A 17884-nucleotide genomic window follows, 5' to 3' on the forward strand; every position below is an offset into this window, starting at 1 on the left:
AGGCCCTTACCGATCCAACCGCTCCCTGGCAAGTCGGGCAACATTTTCGATTTCATCAAGCAGCTCAAAAAGCTCAGGTTCGGTTCCCTCTATGTGAGGATTGTTCCGCAGGCTACGATCCAGCTGCTGACAGAGCTGCTTCATACGCGGTACGCCACTGTAGCTGGCGCTCCCGTGCAGCTTATGAATGATATCGCGCAGTCCCGGCACGTTATCCTCAGCCATGTAGCGCTCCACAAGCGCCCGCACTTCCGGCAGAAAATCGACCAGCATTTGTAACAGCTCACGCGCCAGATCGGGCTTATTCGCGGCCTGACGGAGCGCCAGCTGCCAGTCAAGCGAAGCGGAGACATCAGGGATTTTGACTAAAACCGGAGGCTTAACCGACGAGTAGCGTGCCAGCAGCTGGCTGAGACGCTCCTCGTCAATCGGTTTAGCCAGGTAGTCATTCATGCCCGCCTTTATAAATTGCTCTTTCTCACCGTCCAGCGTGTGCGCCGTAACGGCCACAATCGGGGTGGAGTAATGCTGAGGGAGCTGACGGATAATCTCACTGGCGCGGATGCCATCAATTTCGGGCATCTGAATATCCATAAGAATAATATCCAGTTCGCGATCCTTCGCCATGCGGATGGCATTCTTACCGCTGTCGCACAGAACAATATGCTCAACCTGTTCTTCCAGCAGGGCACCAATCAGCTTCAGATTGGCAGGATTATCATCCACTGCCATCACCGTAAGCGGCAATCGCTGACGCGGCACCGGGAAGGGAAGCACGCGGGAATGATGGTCGATCAGGACTGGCAGCAGGCGAGTCAGGGAAACGGGCTTAATCAGGCAGGCGCTGACGCCACGGGCCTTGAGTTCTTCCGCATAAACCTGCATCTGGCAGGGGAGCGCCATAATCACGTTGTCGGCCCGCTGCAGCGCCGGAAGCAGGTCCTCTGACTCAATCTCAGCCTCGTGGGTAACGGGAAGACCTAACAGCAGCGCGTCATAATGGCTCTCTGCCAGGCCGTTGAGCGTCGCGCTGTAGCTGACGGTCATCTGCGTCGCCTCCAGCATCGTCAGGGTTGCCTGCGCGGCGGCCTCATTGGCTTCCACATAGGCCAGCCTTTTGCCCTGCAGGCACTCCATGGCGCGCGGGTCGCTTGCAGCATTAGGATTAAGCGCCAGATCAACATTGAACCAGAAGGTCGACCCCTGGTTTAGCCGACTGTGGAACGAAATTTCACCGCCCATTTCATTCACCAGCCGCTGCGTGATCACTAACCCCAGCCCGGTGCCACCGTGGCGGCGTGAAATACTGGCATCCGCCTGACGAAAAGCCTGAAACAGCTGGGACTGCTGTTTTTCAGAAATGCCGATGCCGGTATCATGGATCTGCACCTCAAGATCGACCCGGTTATTGCTGAGGGAGCGTTTTTCCACGCGAATATCAATATTGCCGCGTTCGGTGAATTTGATGGCATTACCCAGCAGGTTGACCAGTATTTGCTGCAGGCGTAGCGGGTCGCCAATGGCATTATCCGGCACGTCATGCTGAATGCTCAGGGTGAGCTCCAGCCCCTTTTCATGCGCCGACTGAGCCAGCAGCACCACCACCTCATCCAGCGTTACGCGCAGCGGAAAGGGGATAGTTTCCAGTATCAGCTTCCCGGCTTCCAGCTTGGAAAAATCGAGTACGTCATTGATGATACTCAGCAGGTTATTGGCCGAGCGCTCGATAGTATGAAGATAGTCACGCTGGGTAACGTTAAGCGACGTTTTCAGCGTTTGTCGGGTGAAGCCAATCACCCCATTCAGCGGGGTGCGCAGTTCATGGGACATATTGGCAAGGAACTCGGATTTAATCCTGGCTGCCTCCTGGGCGCGCTTCTTCGCCAGATCCAGCTCGACGTTCTGGATCTCCATCTGCTCCAGCGTTTCACGCAGATCGGAGGTCGCCTGATCGATATTCTGCTGCATCTCCTCGTGGTAGGCGGTCAGGGACATCGCCATGGAGTTAATGCCGTTCTTCAGCATATCAAGCTCACCCAGCATAAAGCCGGAGACGCGGCTGTCCAGCTGGCCGCGACGGATGCGGTCAACGGTGCTGACCATATCGCGAATGGGCCCGGTGACATTACGCATCAGTCGGTAGGCAAACAGCATGGCAAGACAGAGGCAAAACAGCAGCATCAGCGTGGAGATGAACACCTCCTTGTACTGCTGAAGCCTGACGGACTGAAGATCAAGTTCGATGGCGACATAGCCCAGCGGGTTGCCGGTAGGCTTGGCATCGTCGCCGGGCGACTCATCAGGAAAGTAGCTTTCAGACACAATCGGCGTACGCAGGATCACCACGCTACCTTCGCGTTCATAGGTCAGGGTGGCCGGGAGCTTTTCTCCGTCGGGTACGCGCAGCCTGGACGGGCTGATATGAAAGTTCGAGGTGACGAACAGCTGGTTCTGCGCATCAAAGACGGTAATTGCGCGAACAATTTCCGAATGGCGACGGTGCAGCAGGCTGACCAGCTGGCGCACCGACTCGCGGCTGTGGAAGGTCATGCCATACTCACTGGCAACCGCCAGTGGTTCAATAATATTGGCACCGGCATCCACGAGCTGGCGATGAAGTTCGTTATAACGATGCACCACGAAGAAGGTGCTTAGCATCAGCCCAATCATCAGGGTGGGGGCCAGAATCAAGATCATCATGCGTGCCCGCAGGCTATATTTGGTCATAATCTTCCTGAAGCACGTAATAAACCAGCTGACGCGTCACGCGGGTCGAATTAATCCGATCGCTGGTGTAGGCTACGCACGTTTTTTCGCTCACTACTTTCGGAATGAAACTGAATAATGGCGCAATTCTACTCTGCAAANGTCACGCGGGTCGAATTAATCCGATCGCTGGTGTAGGCTACGCACGTTTTTTCGCTCACTACTTTCGGAATGAAACTGAATAATGGCGCAATTCTACTCTGCAAAACGCCGCGTGACGACCCGCCAGATCGTGACGACGATGGTATATGAGCTGGACGGGGCAGGACAGGGCGTGGCCAGGCACAATGGCAAGGCGCTTTTCATCAATGGCGCGCTGCCGGGTGAACAGGTCGAAGTTGAAATTGTCGAAGATAAACGCGCCTGGGCCAGGGGGAACGCAAAACGTCTGCTCTCTACCAGCCCGGAGCGAGTGACGCCTGCCTGCCCACATTTCAGCCAGTGTGGCGGCTGTTCACAGCAGCATGCCTCCCCTGCACTGCAACAGCGCAGCAAAGCACAGTCGCTGGCAAGAATGCTGGGACAGGCGACCGGGCAGCCGGTGGAGGTAACGCAGATCATTGCCGGCGAGGCTTATGGCTATCGCCGCCGCGCACGACTGGGACTCTCCTGGCATCGACGCAGTCAGACATTGCAGATGGGTTTCCGGCGGTCCTCTTCAGACGAGCTGGTCAATATTACCCAGTGCCCTGTTTTGAAGCCCGAGCTTGAAGCATTGATCAAACCCCTGCACCAGGTATTGAGCAGCCTGCAGGCGAGCGACCGGCTGGGCCACGTTGAACTGATTCAGGCGGATAACGGCACGCAGCTGGTTTTACGTCATCTTGACCCGCTCGGCGAGGAAGATCGTCGCAAACTGGAACGCTTTTCGCATAATCATCAGATTGCATTATACCTGGCGCCGGACAGTGATACGCTTGAGCAGGTTAGCGGCGAAATGCCTTATTACCGGCTCGACGATCTGACGCTGACGTTTAGCCCACGCGGCTTTATTCAGGTCAACGCAGCGTTGAACCAGCAGATGGTGCACCAGGCGCTGGCATGGCTGGATCTGCACCCTCAGGATCGTGTACTGGACCTGTTCTGCGGCATGGGGAATTTTTCGCTTCCCATGGGAAATTATGCAGAAAGTGTTATCGGTGTGGAGGGGGTGACAGCGTTGGTGGAGAAGGGTGCGTATAATGCCGCACTGAATAATCTGAACCATGTCACCTTTTATCAGCATAATCTGGAAGAGGACGTGGCGCAGCAGCCGTGGGCTGCACAAGGGTTTAACAAGGTTTTACTGGATCCGGCACGGGCTGGCGCGGCAGGTGTAATGAATCACATTATTAAACTTGCGCCGGAACGGGTAGTTTATGTTTCCTGTAATCCGACTACACTTGCCCGGGATTGTCAGATTCTTCTGACAGCGGGCTACCAATTGGAACGGGTTACACTGCTTGATATGTTTCCACATACCGGGCATGTAGAGTCCATGGTGCTGTTTAGCCGAAAATAGATCCCCGGCAGGGGGGACGCCAGGAGAGGTTATGGTTGCGGTAAGAAGTGCACATTTGAATACGGCTGGCGAGTTTGCGCTCGACCAATGGATCACCAGTTTGGGGATCTCTAACCAGCAGTCATGTGAACGACTGGCCGATACCTGGCGCTACTGCGACGAGGCGACACGTAATCATCCGGATGCCGCGCTGCTGCTGTGGCGCGGCGTCGAGATGGTCGAAATTCTCTCCATGCTGAGTATGGATAACGAAAGTCTTCGCGCGGCGCTGCTGTTTCCTCTGGCCGATGCTAACGTTGTATCCGAAGCGGTGCTGGAAGAGGAGTTCGGTAAGGCCATTGTCTCGCTGGTGCACGGCGTGCGTGATATGGACGCCATCCGTCAGCTTAAGGCCACGCACAATGACTCCATGGCCTCCGAACAGGTCGATAACGTCCGGCGCATGCTGCTGGCAATGGTGGAGGACTTCCGCTGTGTGGTGATCAAGCTGGCGGAGCGAATTGCCCACCTGCGGGAGGTCAAAGACGCGCCGGAAGATGAGCGCGTGCTGGCGGCGAAAGAGTGTACAAACATCTATGCGCCACTGGCGAACCGTCTGGGGATTGGTCAGCTGAAGTGGGAGCTGGAAGATTTCTGCTTCCGCTATCTTCATCCGGACGAATACAAACACATCGCAAAACTCCTGCACGAAAGACGCATCGATCGCGAAGACTATATTGACACCTTCGTCGGATCCCTGCGCACTGAAATCGTGAAGGAGGGAGTAAAAGCCGAGGTTTATGGCCGTCCGAAGCATATCTACAGCATCTGGCGCAAAATGCAGAAAAAGGCGCTGACCTTTGATGAGCTGTTTGACGTGCGGGCAGTGCGCATTGTTGCCGAACGTCTTCAGGACTGCTACGGCGCGCTGGGCATTGTCCATACGCTCTATCGCCACCTGCCGAGCGAGTTTGACGATTACGTGGCTAACCCCAAGCCCAACGGCTATCAGTCGATTCATACCGTGGTGCTGGGGCCGCAGGGCAAAACCGTTGAAATACAGATCCGTACCCGGCAGATGCATGAAGACGCTGAACTCGGCGTAGCCGCTCACTGGAAGTATAAAGAGGGCGGCACCAGCGGCGGCAGCGCACGCGGGGCCTCAGGCCACGAAGAGCGTATTGCGTGGCTGCGTAAGCTGATCGCCTGGCAGGAGGAGATGGCCGACACCGGAGAGATGCTTGACGAGGTGCGCAGCCAGGTCTTTGACGACCGGGTCTATGTGTTTACGCCAAAAGGCGACGTGGTCGACCTGCCTGCGGGTTCGACACCGCTCGACTTTGCCTACCACATCCACAGCGACATCGGTCACCGCTGCATCGGGGCGAAAATTGGTGGGCGCATCGTGCCGTTCACCTACCAGCTGCAAATGGGCGATCAGATTGACATTATCACCCAGAAGCAGCCTAACCCGAGCCGTGACTGGCTTAACCCGAATCTTGGCTATGTCACCACCAGCCGCGGTCGCTCCAAAATCCACGCCTGGTTCCGTAAGCAGGATCGCGATAAGAACATCATTGCCGGTCGCCAAATCCTCGACAGCGAACTGGATCAGCTGGATATCAGCATTAAAGAGGCTGAGAAGCTGCTGCTGCCGCGCTATAACGTCAACTCCCTGGACGAACTGCTGGCATCGATTGGCGGCGGTGATATTCGCCTCAATCAGATGGTCAACTTCCTGCAATCGAAGCTGAATAAGCCGAGCGCAGAGGAGGAAGATCGCGAAGCACTTCGCCAGCTCACCCAGAAATCTGCCGCGCCACGCAGCAAGGAGAGCGGACGCGTGGTGGTTGAGGGCGTCGGCAACCTGATGCACCACATTGCTCGCTGCTGCCAGCCGATCCCCGGCGACGATATTGTCGGCTTTATTACCCAGGGGCGCGGCATTTCAATTCACCGCGCCGACTGTGACCAGCTGACGGAGCTGATGTCGCACGCACCCGAGCGCATCGTGGATGCCGTCTGGGGTGAAAGCTACTCAAGCGGCTATTCGCTGGTGGTGCGGGTGACGGCTAACGATCGCAGCGGGCTGCTGCGCGATATCACCACCATTCTGGCGAATGAGAAGGTCAACGTGCTGGGCGTCTCCAGTCGCAGCGACACCAAAAAGCAGCTGGCTACCATTGATATGGACATTGAAATCTACAACCATCAGGTGCTGGGCCGCGTGCTGGCGCGGCTGAACCAGGTGCCGGACATTATCGACGCCAGACGACTGCATTAACCTCCCTGGCCTGGCCGCAACGATCGACCAGGCCGCTTCTGCCCTGAAAGAATTGGAAAACTGATGAACGCTCTCGATCGCCTGCTGGGCATCATGAAAACCCTCCGCGATCCGCAGCATGGCTGCCCGTGGGATCGCGAACAGACCTGGGCCTCAATCGCCCCCTATACCCTTGAAGAGACCTGGGAAGTGCTGGACGCTATCAGCCGTGAGGATTTTGACGATCTTCAGGGCGAACTGGGCGATTTGCTGTTCCAGATTGTGTTCTACGCCCAGATGGCGAATGAAGAGGGGCGCTTTAACTTCGACGACATCTGCAACACCATCAGCGACAAGCTGGAGCGTCGTCATCCGCACGTCTTCGGTGATGTGCAAGTCNTGCCCGCCCTGATGCGCGCGCACAAGATCCAGAAACGCTGCAGCAACGTCGGCTTTGACTGGCATACGCTGGGCCCGGTGGTGGACAAAGTGTATGAAGAGATCGACGAGGTGATGTTTGAGGCGAAACAGGCGGTGATCGACCCGCAAAAGCTGGAAGAGGAGATCGGCGATCTGCTGTTTGCGACGGTGAATCTTTCCCGCCACCTTGGCAGCAAAGCGGAAACGACCCTGCAAAAGGCAAACGATAAATTTGAACGCCGCTTTCGTCAGGTTGAGCAGATTATCGCCGGGCAGGGAATGCAGATGACTGAGGCGACGCTTGAGCAGATGGAGTCGGCCTGGCAGCAGGTGAAGTTGCAGGAGAAGGGTTCTGCCGATCCTGACGCAAAGTCAGGCGAAATCCCCAGCTGACTCGATTCAACAAAATGTGATTCAGGTCAAATCCGGCGCGGGCGTAATCGGGTACGATTCTGCGGTCAGTGCGATGGAAAGCGCATAACCAAAAACGATTAATTGTGGGGCGGAGGGGATTCCCGTATACTGTTTTCCCGTCCTGGTTATTCCATCGTCTTTAAACCTACTTTCTCAGGTTCAGCATGACAACGAACTATATTTTTGTGACCGGCGGGGTCGTATCCTCTCTGGGTAAAGGCATTGCCGCAGCCTCCCTGGCCGCTATTCTTGAAGCACGTGGCCTCAACGTCACCATCATGAAGCTGGACCCGTATATCAACGTGGATCCGGGTACCATGAGCCCCACTCAGCACGGTGAAGTCTACGTCACCGATGATGGTGCGGAAACCGATCTGGATCTCGGCCATTACGAGCGTTTTATTCGCACTAAAATGAGCCGCCGGAACAACTTCACCACCGGCCGTATCTACTCAGAAGTCCTGCGCAAAGAGCGCCGTGGGGACTATCTGGGGGCGACCATTCAGGTGATCCCACACATTACCAACGCCATTAAAGAACGCATCCTGGAAGGCGGCGAAGGTCACGACGTGGTGCTGGTGGAAATCGGCGGAACCGTTGGTGATATCGAATCGCTGCCGTTTCTTGAAGCCATTCGCCAGATGGCCGTTGACGTGGGCCGCGAGCACACCATGTATATGCACCTGACGCTGGTGCCCTACATGGCGGCGGCCGGTGAAGTCAAAACCAAACCGACTCAACATTCGGTTAAAGAGCTGCTCTCAATCGGTATTCAGCCTGACGTGCTGATCTGCCGTTCAGATCGCGCCGTCCCGGCTAACGAACGTGCAAAAATTGCGCTGTTCTGTAACGTGCCGGAAAAAGCGGTCATCTCACTGAAAGACGTTGATTCCATTTATAAGATTCCTGGTATGTTAAAATCCCAGGGACTGGACGATTATATCTGTAAACGCTTTAACCTGAACGCGCCGGAAGCCAACCTGTCCGAGTGGGAACAGGTTATCTACCAGGAAGCGAATCCGGGTGGCGAAGTGACCATCGGCATGATTGGCAAATATGTCGAACTGCCGGATGCCTATAAATCGGTGATCGAGGCGCTGAAGCACGGCGGCCTGAAAAACCGCGTGACGGTTAACATCCGACTGATCGACTCACAGGATGTGGAAACGCGCGGTGTGGAATTGCTGAAGGATTTAGATGCGATTCTGATCCCGGGTGGCTTCGGCTATCGCGGCGTGGAAGGCAAGCTGATGACCGCGCGCTATGCCCGTGAGCACAACGTTCCCTACCTCGGCATTTGTTTGGGTATGCAGGTTGCGCTGATGGAGTTCGCCCGTAACGTGGCGGGAATGGAAGACGCAAACTCAACGGAATTTGTGCCAGACTGTAAATATCCGGTGGTGGCACTGATCACCGAATGGCGCGACGAAGAAGGCAACGTTGAGCTGCGTACTGAGCAGAGCGATCTTGGCGGCACCATGCGCCTGGGTAGCCAGCAGTGCCAGTTGGATCCGAACAGCCTGGTCCATGAACTGTACGGTTCAGACACCATCGTTGAACGTCATCGCCATCGCTATGAAGTCAACAATATGCTGTTGAAGCAGATCGAGGCGGCCGGTTTACGCGTTGCAGGTCGCTCCGGCGATGATCAGCTGGTGGAGATTATTGAAATCCCCGATCATCCGTGGTTCGTTGCGTGTCAGTTCCACCCGGAATTTACCTCAACTCCTCGTGACGGGCACCCGCTGTTTGCTGGCTTTGTTAAGGCCGCCAGCGAGTACCAAAAGCGTTTGGCAAAATAAGTGTTTTCATAGCGGCGTACTATCGCCACCCGTCAGACATCCCTCTGCGCCAGGCGCAGGGGATGAGACCTCAGAAGCCTTCGTTCGCGAGCGTTTGAGGGAAACAGGCAGTCAAAGTTGCTGCGGGAATAACGGATGTTGTGCGCTGTTTGTCTGAGTTTAAGATAACTTGTACTAAGGAAAATCTAATGTCCAAAATCGTTAAAGTCATCGGTCGTGAAATCATCGACTCGCGCGGAAACCCTACCGTTGAAGCAGAAGTCCACCTTGAAGGCGGCTTCGTTGGCATGGCTGCGGCACCGTCAGGCGCCTCTACCGGCTCTCGTGAAGCGCTGGAACTGCGTGATGGCGACAAATCTCGCTTCCTCGGCAAAGGCGTCACCAAAGCCGTTGCTGCAGTCAATGGCCCTATCGCTGACGCGGTAACCGGCAAAGATGCTAAAGACCAGGCAAACATCGACAAGATCATGATCGATCTTGACGGTACTGAGAACAAATCCAAATTTGGCGCTAACGCCATCCTGGCCGTTTCTCTGGCCGCTGCGAAAGCTGCCGCTGCCGCTAAAGGCATGCCGCTGTACGAGCACATTGCTGAACTGAACGGTACGCCGGGCAAATATTCAATGCCTCTGCCAATGATGAACATCATCAACGGCGGCGAACATGCCGACAACAACGTCGACATCCAGGAATTTATGATCCAGCCGGTTGGCGCGAAAAACCTGAAAGAAGCCGTGCGTATGGGTTCTGAGGTTTTCCACAACCTGGCAAAAGTGCTGAAGTCTAAGGGCATGAGCACGGCGGTAGGTGACGAAGGTGGCTATGCGCCAAACCTGGGTTCTAACGCCGAAGCGCTGGCGGTTATCGCTGAAGCGGTAAAAGCAGCGGGCTACGAGCTGGGTAAAGATATCACCCTGGCGATGGACTGCGCGGCCTCTGAGTTCTACAAAGATGGCAAATACGTGCTGGCTGGCGAAGGCAACAAAGCCTTCACCTCCGAAGAGTTCACGCATTTCCTGGAAGACCTGACCAAACAGTATCCTATCGTCTCCATCGAAGATGGCCTGGACGAGTCTGACTGGAACGGCTTTGCTTACCAGACTAAAGTGCTGGGCGACAAAATCCAGCTGGTGGGTGACGATCTGTTCGTAACCAACACCAAAATCCTGAAGGAAGGTATCGATAAAGGTATCGCTAACTCCATTCTGATCAAATTCAACCAGATCGGTTCACTGACCGAAACTCTGGCAGCGATCAAAATGGCGAAAGATGCAGGCTATACCGCGGTGATCTCTCACCGTTCAGGTGAAACTGAAGATGCGACCATCGCTGACCTGGCAGTGGGTACGGCAGCAGGCCAGATCAAAACCGGTTCTATGAGCCGTTCTGACCGCGTGGCTAAGTACAACCAGCTGATCCGTATCGAAGAAGCGCTGGGCAGCCGTGCGCCGTTCAACGGCCTGAAAGAAGTTAAAGGCCAGTAATCTCCGTAGCCTGTCTGCGTGAGCTGCGACGGGGCGCATCAATTGCTTCCCGCTCGCGACAAAAAAGCCAGGCCCATGGGGCCTGGCTTTTTTATTTGCATGACTGTTACCGCATCCGCGTATCCTGATGGCCGCGCTGTGGCTGGCATCTTCCCTCTGTAAAAGCGTCTCTTCCCCTCACTGAATCATGGCTTACTCGCAGCATCCTCGGCCTCAGCGCAGAGCAGGGTTTGCAGCAGCGTGACCAGATCCTGCTGCTGTGGCGCGTTGAGACGGGCAAGAAAAGCGGCATCCACGGCTGCGGCAACCGGACGTGCCTCCAGAAGCACGGCAGCCCCTTTGGGGGCCAGAGTAATCAAGCGACGACGCTTATCCGTTTCCCCCGCTGTGCGTACCACCAAACCTTTTTTTTCCATCCTCACCAGCAGCTCGGCCAGGGTGGCCTTGGTCATCAGTGCATCATCCATTAAATCCATCTGCTCAATGCCCGGTTTCTCTGCCACCGCACAGAGCACGGAATACTGCTGCTTTGTGAGATCGGGTAAGGACTTTTGCCACAGCGCGGTGTGCTCCTGGAGCAGCTGGCGCATCAGGTGAAAGGGAATATTGCCGAGTTTATTGATCATTATAGAGTCCCGAGGCCCGCATCTGAGAGCGCAAGAATACTCCATTCTGTAAACCATCACGAAAATTTCGCCTGCAACAGAGTGCGCTGAAATATTCGTATACGAACTTTATGCTCGCCTGATGTTGTCAGCAGTGCAAATCAGTATTAGGCTGAATTTATATGGTTCGTACACGAACATATTCAGAAGGCTAATATCGGCTTAAGGCGATTCTGCTGGCTGATACCGGTCAACTTAACTTTTAACAGGGTGAGGGCTGAAAGGTTGCGGTAGCCGCCAGCTGGATGACAGCGTCTGAGCAACGGTTCCTGCAAACGGAATGCATTCATAAGGTTAACCATGGCATTTGATGATTTACGCAGTTTTCTTCGGGCGCTGGATGAGCAGGGGCAACTGCTCCATATTGATGAAGAAGTCAACGCCGAGCCCGATATCGCCGCCGCGGCGAATGCGACTGGCCGCATTGGCGAAGGGGCGCCCGCCCTCTCTTTCACCCGGATTAAGGGTTTTAATCATGCCCACGTGGTCATGAATACGCTCGGTTCGTGGCAAAACCATGCCATTTCGCTCGGCCTGCCGCCCAATACGCCGGTGAAGCAGCAGGTGGATGAGTTTATTCGCCGCTGGGATAACTTCCCGGTGACGCCTGAGCGGCGGGAAAACCCCGGCTGGGCCGAAAATACCCGGGATGGCGACGACATCAACCTGTTCGATATCCTGCCGCTGTTCCGACTTAACGATGGTGATGGCGGCTTCTATCTGGATAAGGCCTGCGTGGTCTCTCGCGACCCACTGGATCCGGAGCATTTTGGCAAGCAGAACGTCGGGATCTACCGTATGGAGGTAAAGGGCAAGCGCAAGCTTGGCCTGCAGCCGGTGCCGATGCATGACATTGCTCTGCACCTGCATAAAGCGGAGGAGCGGGGCGAGGATCTGCCGATTGCCATTACGCTTGGAAATGATCCCATCATCACGCTGATGGGCGCGACGCCGCTCAAATACGATCAGTCGGAATATGAGATGGCCGGTGCGCTGCGTGAAAGTCCCTGTCCCATCGCCACCGCTCCCCTTACCGGTTTTGACGTACCCTGGGGGTCAGAAGTGATCCTCGAAGGGGTGATAGAAGGGCGTAAGCGCGAAATTGAAGGGCCCTTTGGTGAGTTCACCGGGCACTATTCCGGCGGCCGCAACATGACGGTGGTGCGCATCGATAAGGTTTCGTACCGCACTAAGCCGATTTTTGAGTCGCTGTATCTCGGTATGCCCTGGACGGAAATAGATTATCTGATTGGCCCCGCTACCTGTGTTCCGCTCTATCAGCAGCTCAAAGCAGAGTTTCCTGAGGTGCAGGCGGTTAATGCCATGTACACCCACGGACTGCTGGCGATTATTTCTACCAAAAAACGCTACGGCGGCTTTGCGCGCGCGGTTGGCCTGCGGGCGATGACCACGCCTCACGGACTGGGTTACGTGAAGATGGTGATTATGGTGGATGAGGATGTCGATCCCTTCGATCTCCCCCAGGTGATGTGGGCGCTATCCTCGAAGGTGAACCCGGCTGGCGATCTGGTACAGCTGCCCAACATGTCGGTGCTGGAACTGGATCCCGGCTCGAGCCCGGCGGGGATCACCGACAAACTGATCATTGATGCCACCACGCCGGTTGCACCAGACGCTCGTGGGCACTACAGCCAACCGGTGAAAGATCTCCCCGAAACCGCGCAGTGGGTTGAGAAACTGACCGCCATGTTAGCCAGTCGTAAATAAGGAGCCGCAAATGATCTGTCCACGCTGTGCCGATAAGCGCATTGAAACGATGGCCACGTCGCCAGTTAAAGGCGTCTGGACCCTTTACCAGTGCCAGCTCTGCCTGTACACCTGGCGCGATACGGAACCCGCCCGCCGCACGCAGCGCGAGCATTATCCCGAAGCCTTTCGCATGACGCAGAAAGACATTGATACCGCGCCGGAGGTGCCCACCATTCCACCGCTACTGTCCAACAACCGATAACCGGTTACGTCTTCACCGGGCCAGCCAGGGGCGACGCAGGGTGAGTCCGGGCTGGCGCATTGCCAAAGGTGATTATGGCGGGCCGTTAACAGATGGAAAGGTTTAACGCAGCCATTGTCCGTTGCTAATCCAGTAATAAGTGGACTGATTAAGGCTAAGGTTTATCTGAAAAAATAGCGGCTTTCGCCAGTAATTATTAATTTTATAATTACATATCAAGAAGTTAAATGCTTATCCTCTCCGTACAGAATGCTCCTATTTATTGTTAGTAAAGGCGAAATATCAGGTAATTTTATGTAATTTCCCGGTAACTAAATGTAATCAGGACCAGGCTAAAATGAAATACCGGGCGGATGTGGATGGATTACGCGCACTGGCTGTACTGCCAGTCATTGCATATCACATGGGGATAGGAGGGATCCCCGGCGGTTTTACCGGGGTGGATATTTTCTTTGTGATATCAGGCTACCTCATCTGCGGCATTATTTACCAGGGTGGCATGACCAATACATTTTCTTATCTTGAATTCTATAAGCGCCGCTGTTTACGTATCCTGCCGCCGCTGTTCGTTGTGCTGCTTTCCACCCTGATATTTGGCTATTACCACCTGCTGCCCGCGCAGTTCAGCGATCTCAGCAACAGCTCTCTCGCCACGCTGCTCTTCTCATCGAATATTTTCTTCTGGAAAACCACCGGCTACTTTGCGGGCCCGGCGGAGCTGAAGCCGCTGCTGCATACCTGGTCGCTGGCCGTCGAGGAACAGTTCTACATTGTGATGCCGGTCGTGCTGCTGTTTGTGGTGCGGCGCTTTCGCCAGCATACCTCGCGGGTCATGCTGCTGATTATTGCCGCCTCGCTGCTGCTGAGCATCTATGCCGTCACGCGCAAGCCCACCTTTACCTTCTATTTGCTGCCGACGCGGGCATGGGAGCTGGCGCTGGGCGGGCTGATTGCCGTAGCAGGGCTGGAAGCGAAGCTGGCAAAGCTGTCGCAGGGAGTTAAGCATCTGATGAGTCTTACCGGGCTGGCGCTGATCCTGATCGGTTTTCTCTGGCTGACGACGGAAAAACCTTTTCCGGCATGGAATGCGCTCTGGCCCTGCCTCGGCAGTTTTTTGATTATTCTGGCGGGTGAGCGGGCGATGGTCTCCCGGCTGCTTTCCCTTAAGCCGGTGGTGTATATCGGGATGATTTCATACTGCCTCTACCTGTGGCACTGGCCGATCATTGTTTACAGCCGCATGTTCTTTAACCTTGCCCCGGGCATACGCGAACTGACGATTGTCGGACTTACCCTTGGTCTGGCCGTGGCGTCACGCTACCTGATTGAAATCCCCTTCCGCTATCGGCTGTCGGGGTTCCCGCCCAGCAGGATCGTCACCGCCTCGGTAGTGGGACTGGTGCTGATGGCTTCCGGCTCGCTGTATAAAGGGCATCTCAGTAATAATGCCGGGCAGTTCTCCAGCGAGGCGCTGATGCTGGCGCAGTACTCGCAGTATAAAGAGATGCCGGACTTTGACTATCAGTACCGTCCAGGCCGCTGCTTTGTCGATGGCAAGAGTCAAGAGGATAAACCTTTCGATCGTGACTACTGCCTGAAAACCTCGGCGACGGCGAAAAACTACGTCGTTATCGGTGACAGTCACGCGGCCCATCTGTGGCGGGCGCTCAGCCTTGCCGCGGGGGATGGGATCAACGTTATCCAGGCGACGTCGGCCGGCTGCAAACCGCTTTACAGGCAGAGCCTGCACAATCCCTGCACCGAGCTGGTGGACTATCTCTACGGTAACTGGATCCCTTCTCATCATATTGACGGAGTGATCATTTCTGCCCGCTGGCTACCGGAGGATATTGCCCCGCTGAAGGCGACGCTGGCGCAGCTGAAAAGCGTGTCGGATAACATTATCGTTCTGGGGCCGACTATCGAATACACCGAGGCGTTGCCGGATCTGCTGGCTTACCAGACCGATGGCCGTAAAGATCTGGTTGCGGCCTCCATCGACCACAGTATTAAAACTACCGATGTGGCAATGCAGCAGGCAGTGGCCACGGAGCAGATTCCCTATATTTCGATCTACTCCATTATCTGTCCGCACGATGTCTGCCGTGGGCTCGCCTCTGATGGGCATCCGCTTTCTAACGACTACGGGCACCTGACGCTCAGCGGCGCTAAAGACGTGGCAAAAGAGGCCGTCCAGGTCATGCGTCAGGACAAATTTATGCCTTAGCCCTTAAGCTCAACCTTAAGGTTTTTAGAACTGCTGCCGAGCGTACTGTCATTGTCAGAAGGGATGACATATCCCTTATCTGCGGCCACGTGCTCACGGTAATATTTCACTACCGCCGGATCCTGCTGCTCGGCGGTAGTGGATTTTTTCAGCCCGTATACGTTACCGTCCGCATCTTTCGCCTTAATATCGTCCGGCGCACCGGATACCAGATCGTCAAGCGTACCCGAAACCCGTCCGTCCCCCTTCGCCGGACCAATCGTCATCGCCGCATTATTTCCTTCTATGTAGCTGACGTCATAGTAGGTCTGGCCGCTGCCGCCATCAAATTTCACTTCACCCAGCGTGGCGTTTGCCCCATCACCCGCCGTGCTGCGGAAATTGCCTGACCAGTTAGCATCGAACTTCTGCGTCTTCGTCTCCCCTGGCTGTAGGGTCAGATCGTCAGGTTTCGCGCTGCCGTCGGCGTTAGGGGTAAATGACAGCGTCATCGGCTTATCCCCCTTATTCTCAAACGTCATGCTGTTCTGACTGGGATCGATATCAGCATTACTGCTGACTGCCGCCGCGCCGGAGGAAGATTCCGCTGCGTTAACCGCAGGCGCGTTGCTGTCCGCCGATGCCTCTTTTTTCGTCTCAGTCTCTGCTGCATGCGCCTTATTAACCTGCTGGACCAGCGAAGTTAATAATGAGCCTGCGGACTGCATCTGGCTGCTAATAAGCTGAATAAAATGATTCAGTGCGGAGGAGAGCCCGCCGCTACCCGCTGCACTCTCCTGCGTTTGTGGTGAAAGGTCCGGCAGGTTACTGCTGGCCGGCGAGCCAAAAAGAATGCTCTTTGACAGACTACTCTCCTGCCTCCCCGGGACCAGATCGGCCAGAGGATTTTTTTGAGTATTCAACGCACTGTCACTGAAATCCGGAGATGTGCGATTTAATAAGCGTTCAGCAGCAATATTCATCGGCATGCCTTATAAGGGGGGAGTCGATCTGAGTGGACAAACAGCCCCCCGGGTTCCAGCACAAAGCGATTTGGTTAAAATGCGCCGATCTGCCATAATCTGCGCCCTTAAATTCACAGATGGTCGAGAAAGTCATGCAGTACCCGATAAATGAAATGTTCCAGACGTTGCAGGGCGAAGGTTTTTACACCGGCGTTCCGGCAATCTTTATCCGCCTGCAGGGATGCCCGGTGGGCTGCAGCTGGTGTGATACGAAACACACCTGGGATAAGCTGGCCGATCGGGAGACCTCGCTGGGCGACATCCTGCTGAAAACCATCGAAACCGATGCCTGGGGCGCGGCAGATGCAGCGATGCTGCTGGCAGTGATAGGCAGGCGCGGCTGGACCGCAAAGCATGTGGTGATCACCGGCGGCGAGCCCTGCATCCACGACCTGACGCCCCTGACCCAGGCGTTACAGGCGCAGGGTTTTAGCTGCCAGATTGAAACCAGCGGGACGCACGAGGTGCAATGCAGTCGCGAAACCTGGGTAACGGTCTCGCCCAAGGTAAATATGCGCGGCGGCTATGATGTGTTGAACCAGGCACTGGTGCGTGCGGATGAGGTTAAGCATCCGGTGGCGCGTCAGCGGGATATCGACGCGCTCGACGCACTGCTGGCTACGCTGAGTGATGAAAAACCACGCATTATTGCGCTACAGCCGATAAGCCAGAAAGAAGATGCGACCCGCCTGTGTATCGAAACCTGTATCGCCAGGAACTGGCGCTTATCAATGCAGACGCACAAATACCTGAATATCGCCTGATAGCCATCGGCAGGCCGGGAGCGGCCTGCGCGGTGATTTAGCCTTTATACACGCAGCCTGCGGTGCAGGTTTCCTTGATCGTTACCGCACTGAGCAGCGGCAGCGTCGGCTTCATCCTGTCCCAAATCCACTTAGCCAGCACCTCGCTGGTGGGATTCTCCAGGCCGGGGATCTCGTTAAGGTAATAGTGATCCAGCTGGTTATAGAGGGGCCTGAAGGCCGCTTTCAGTTCGGAAAAGTCCATGATCCATCCGGTATGCGCATCCACTTCGCCGGTTATTTCGAGCCGTACCAAAAAGGAGTGCCCGTGCAGGCGGCCGCATTTGTGCCCGGCCGGAACGTTAGGCAGATGGTGAGCAGCCTCGAACATAAAATCTTTAAACAGCGTGGTAGCCATAGACAGTCTCATTCTTTAATCACTGAAAAAACCGGCGAAGTCTAACGGAAAAAGCCTTTTTCCGCACTTCTTTCCCCATCTATTCCTGTTTTAAACCGGGTCTGTTTCATGCGTGTTAAATAAATGCATGAATAATAAAAAATTAATCAACCTCTTTTGTAGCTAGATGTTATACAAAAAACCGCTTAGTCATTTTGGTTATTTAATATTACCAACCCTTATTTAA

At 55.2% G+C, this 17884-nt stretch carries 13 protein-coding genes; 9 read left to right on the forward strand and 4 right to left on the reverse strand.

From position 1 onward, the window contains the following. Positions 1 to 6: 6 nt before the first annotated feature. Positions 7 to 2727, reverse strand: coding sequence for a two-component sensor histidine kinase BarA (barA, locus tag A1830_RS14535; RefSeq protein ID WP_067707559.1), 2721 nt, complete (start codon positions 2725 to 2727; stop codon positions 7 to 9). 223 nt (positions 2728 to 2950) lie between these two features. Between barA and rlmD the strand changes: the two genes are divergently transcribed. The 5 genes from rlmD (at position 2951) to eno (ending at position 10629) form a co-directional block, all read left to right on the forward strand. Further along, positions 2951 to 4267, forward strand: coding sequence for a 23S rRNA (uracil(1939)-C(5))-methyltransferase RlmD (gene rlmD / locus A1830_RS14540; protein ID WP_067707561.1), 1317 nt, complete (start codon positions 2951 to 2953; stop codon positions 4265 to 4267). A gap of 31 nt (positions 4268 to 4298) precedes the next feature. After that, on the forward strand, positions 4299 to 6530 hold the full coding sequence (gene relA / locus A1830_RS14545) for a GTP diphosphokinase (RefSeq protein WP_067707563.1): 2232 nt from the start codon (positions 4299 to 4301) through the stop codon (positions 6528 to 6530). 63 nt (positions 6531 to 6593) lie between these two features. Continuing rightward, positions 6594 to 7322, forward strand: coding sequence for a nucleoside triphosphate pyrophosphohydrolase (locus A1830_RS14550; RefSeq protein WP_067707566.1), 729 nt, complete (start codon positions 6594 to 6596; stop codon positions 7320 to 7322). 185 nt (positions 7323 to 7507) lie between these two features. After that, positions 7508 to 9145 (forward strand): glutamine hydrolyzing CTP synthase, encoded by a 1638-nt coding sequence (gene pyrG / locus A1830_RS14555; protein ID WP_067707569.1) that lies wholly within the window; start codon positions 7508 to 7510, stop codon positions 9143 to 9145. A gap of 188 nt (positions 9146 to 9333) precedes the next feature. Further along, complete coding sequence (gene eno, locus A1830_RS14560) at positions 9334 to 10629, forward strand: phosphopyruvate hydratase (protein WP_067707573.1); 1296 nt, start codon at positions 9334 to 9336, stop codon at positions 10627 to 10629. Between the two features lie 185 nt (positions 10630 to 10814). On the opposite strand, the gene A1830_RS14565 is transcribed toward eno, so the two are convergent. Then, entirely contained in the window at positions 10815 to 11255 is a 441-nt protein-coding gene (locus tag A1830_RS14565; protein WP_067707575.1) for a MarR family winged helix-turn-helix transcriptional regulator, read from the reverse strand. Between the two features lie 339 nt (positions 11256 to 11594). Between A1830_RS14565 and A1830_RS14570 the strand changes: the two genes are divergently transcribed. The 3 genes from A1830_RS14570 (at position 11595) to A1830_RS14580 (ending at position 15493) form a co-directional block, all read left to right on the forward strand. Next, positions 11595 to 13022 (forward strand): non-oxidative hydroxyarylic acid decarboxylases subunit C, encoded by a 1428-nt coding sequence (locus tag A1830_RS14570; protein ID WP_067707578.1) that lies wholly within the window; start codon positions 11595 to 11597, stop codon positions 13020 to 13022. A gap of 10 nt (positions 13023 to 13032) precedes the next feature. Next, the gene (locus tag A1830_RS14575) at positions 13033 to 13266 is read left to right on the forward strand and encodes a non-oxidative hydroxyarylic acid decarboxylases subunit D (RefSeq protein ID WP_067707589.1); all 234 of its coding nucleotides are present in this window, start codon (positions 13033 to 13035) and stop codon (positions 13264 to 13266) included. A gap of 337 nt (positions 13267 to 13603) precedes the next feature. Continuing rightward, positions 13604 to 15493: an acyltransferase family protein gene (locus tag A1830_RS14580; protein ID WP_067707593.1), complete on the forward strand. Its 1890-nt coding sequence runs from the start codon at positions 13604 to 13606 to the stop codon at positions 15491 to 15493. Here A1830_RS14580 and A1830_RS14585 read toward each other — a convergent pair. Next, positions 15490 to 16395 carry a glycoside hydrolase 64/thaumatin family protein gene (locus tag A1830_RS14585; protein WP_156485013.1) on the reverse strand — a complete coding sequence of 302 codons (906 nt, stop codon included), beginning with the start codon at positions 16393 to 16395 and terminating at the stop codon, positions 15490 to 15492. The genes A1830_RS14580 and A1830_RS14585 overlap by 4 nt on opposite strands. A 194-nt stretch (positions 16396 to 16589) precedes the next feature. Here A1830_RS14585 and queE point away from each other — a divergent pair, with 194 nt between their 5' ends. Continuing rightward, on the forward strand, positions 16590 to 17261 hold the full coding sequence (gene queE, locus A1830_RS14590; protein ID WP_067707602.1) for a 7-carboxy-7-deazaguanine synthase QueE: 672 nt from the start codon (positions 16590 to 16592) through the stop codon (positions 17259 to 17261). A gap of 37 nt (positions 17262 to 17298) precedes the next feature. Here the strand turns inward: queE and queD are convergent, their stop codons facing one another. Further along, on the reverse strand, positions 17299 to 17658 hold the full coding sequence (queD, locus tag A1830_RS14595) for a 6-carboxytetrahydropterin synthase QueD (RefSeq protein ID WP_067707605.1): 360 nt from the start codon (positions 17656 to 17658) through the stop codon (positions 17299 to 17301). Positions 17659 to 17884 lie beyond the last annotated feature (226 nt).

Source organism: Erwinia sp. ErVv1 (assembly GCF_900068895.1).
Classification (GTDB): domain Bacteria; phylum Pseudomonadota; class Gammaproteobacteria; order Enterobacterales; family Enterobacteriaceae; genus Erwinia.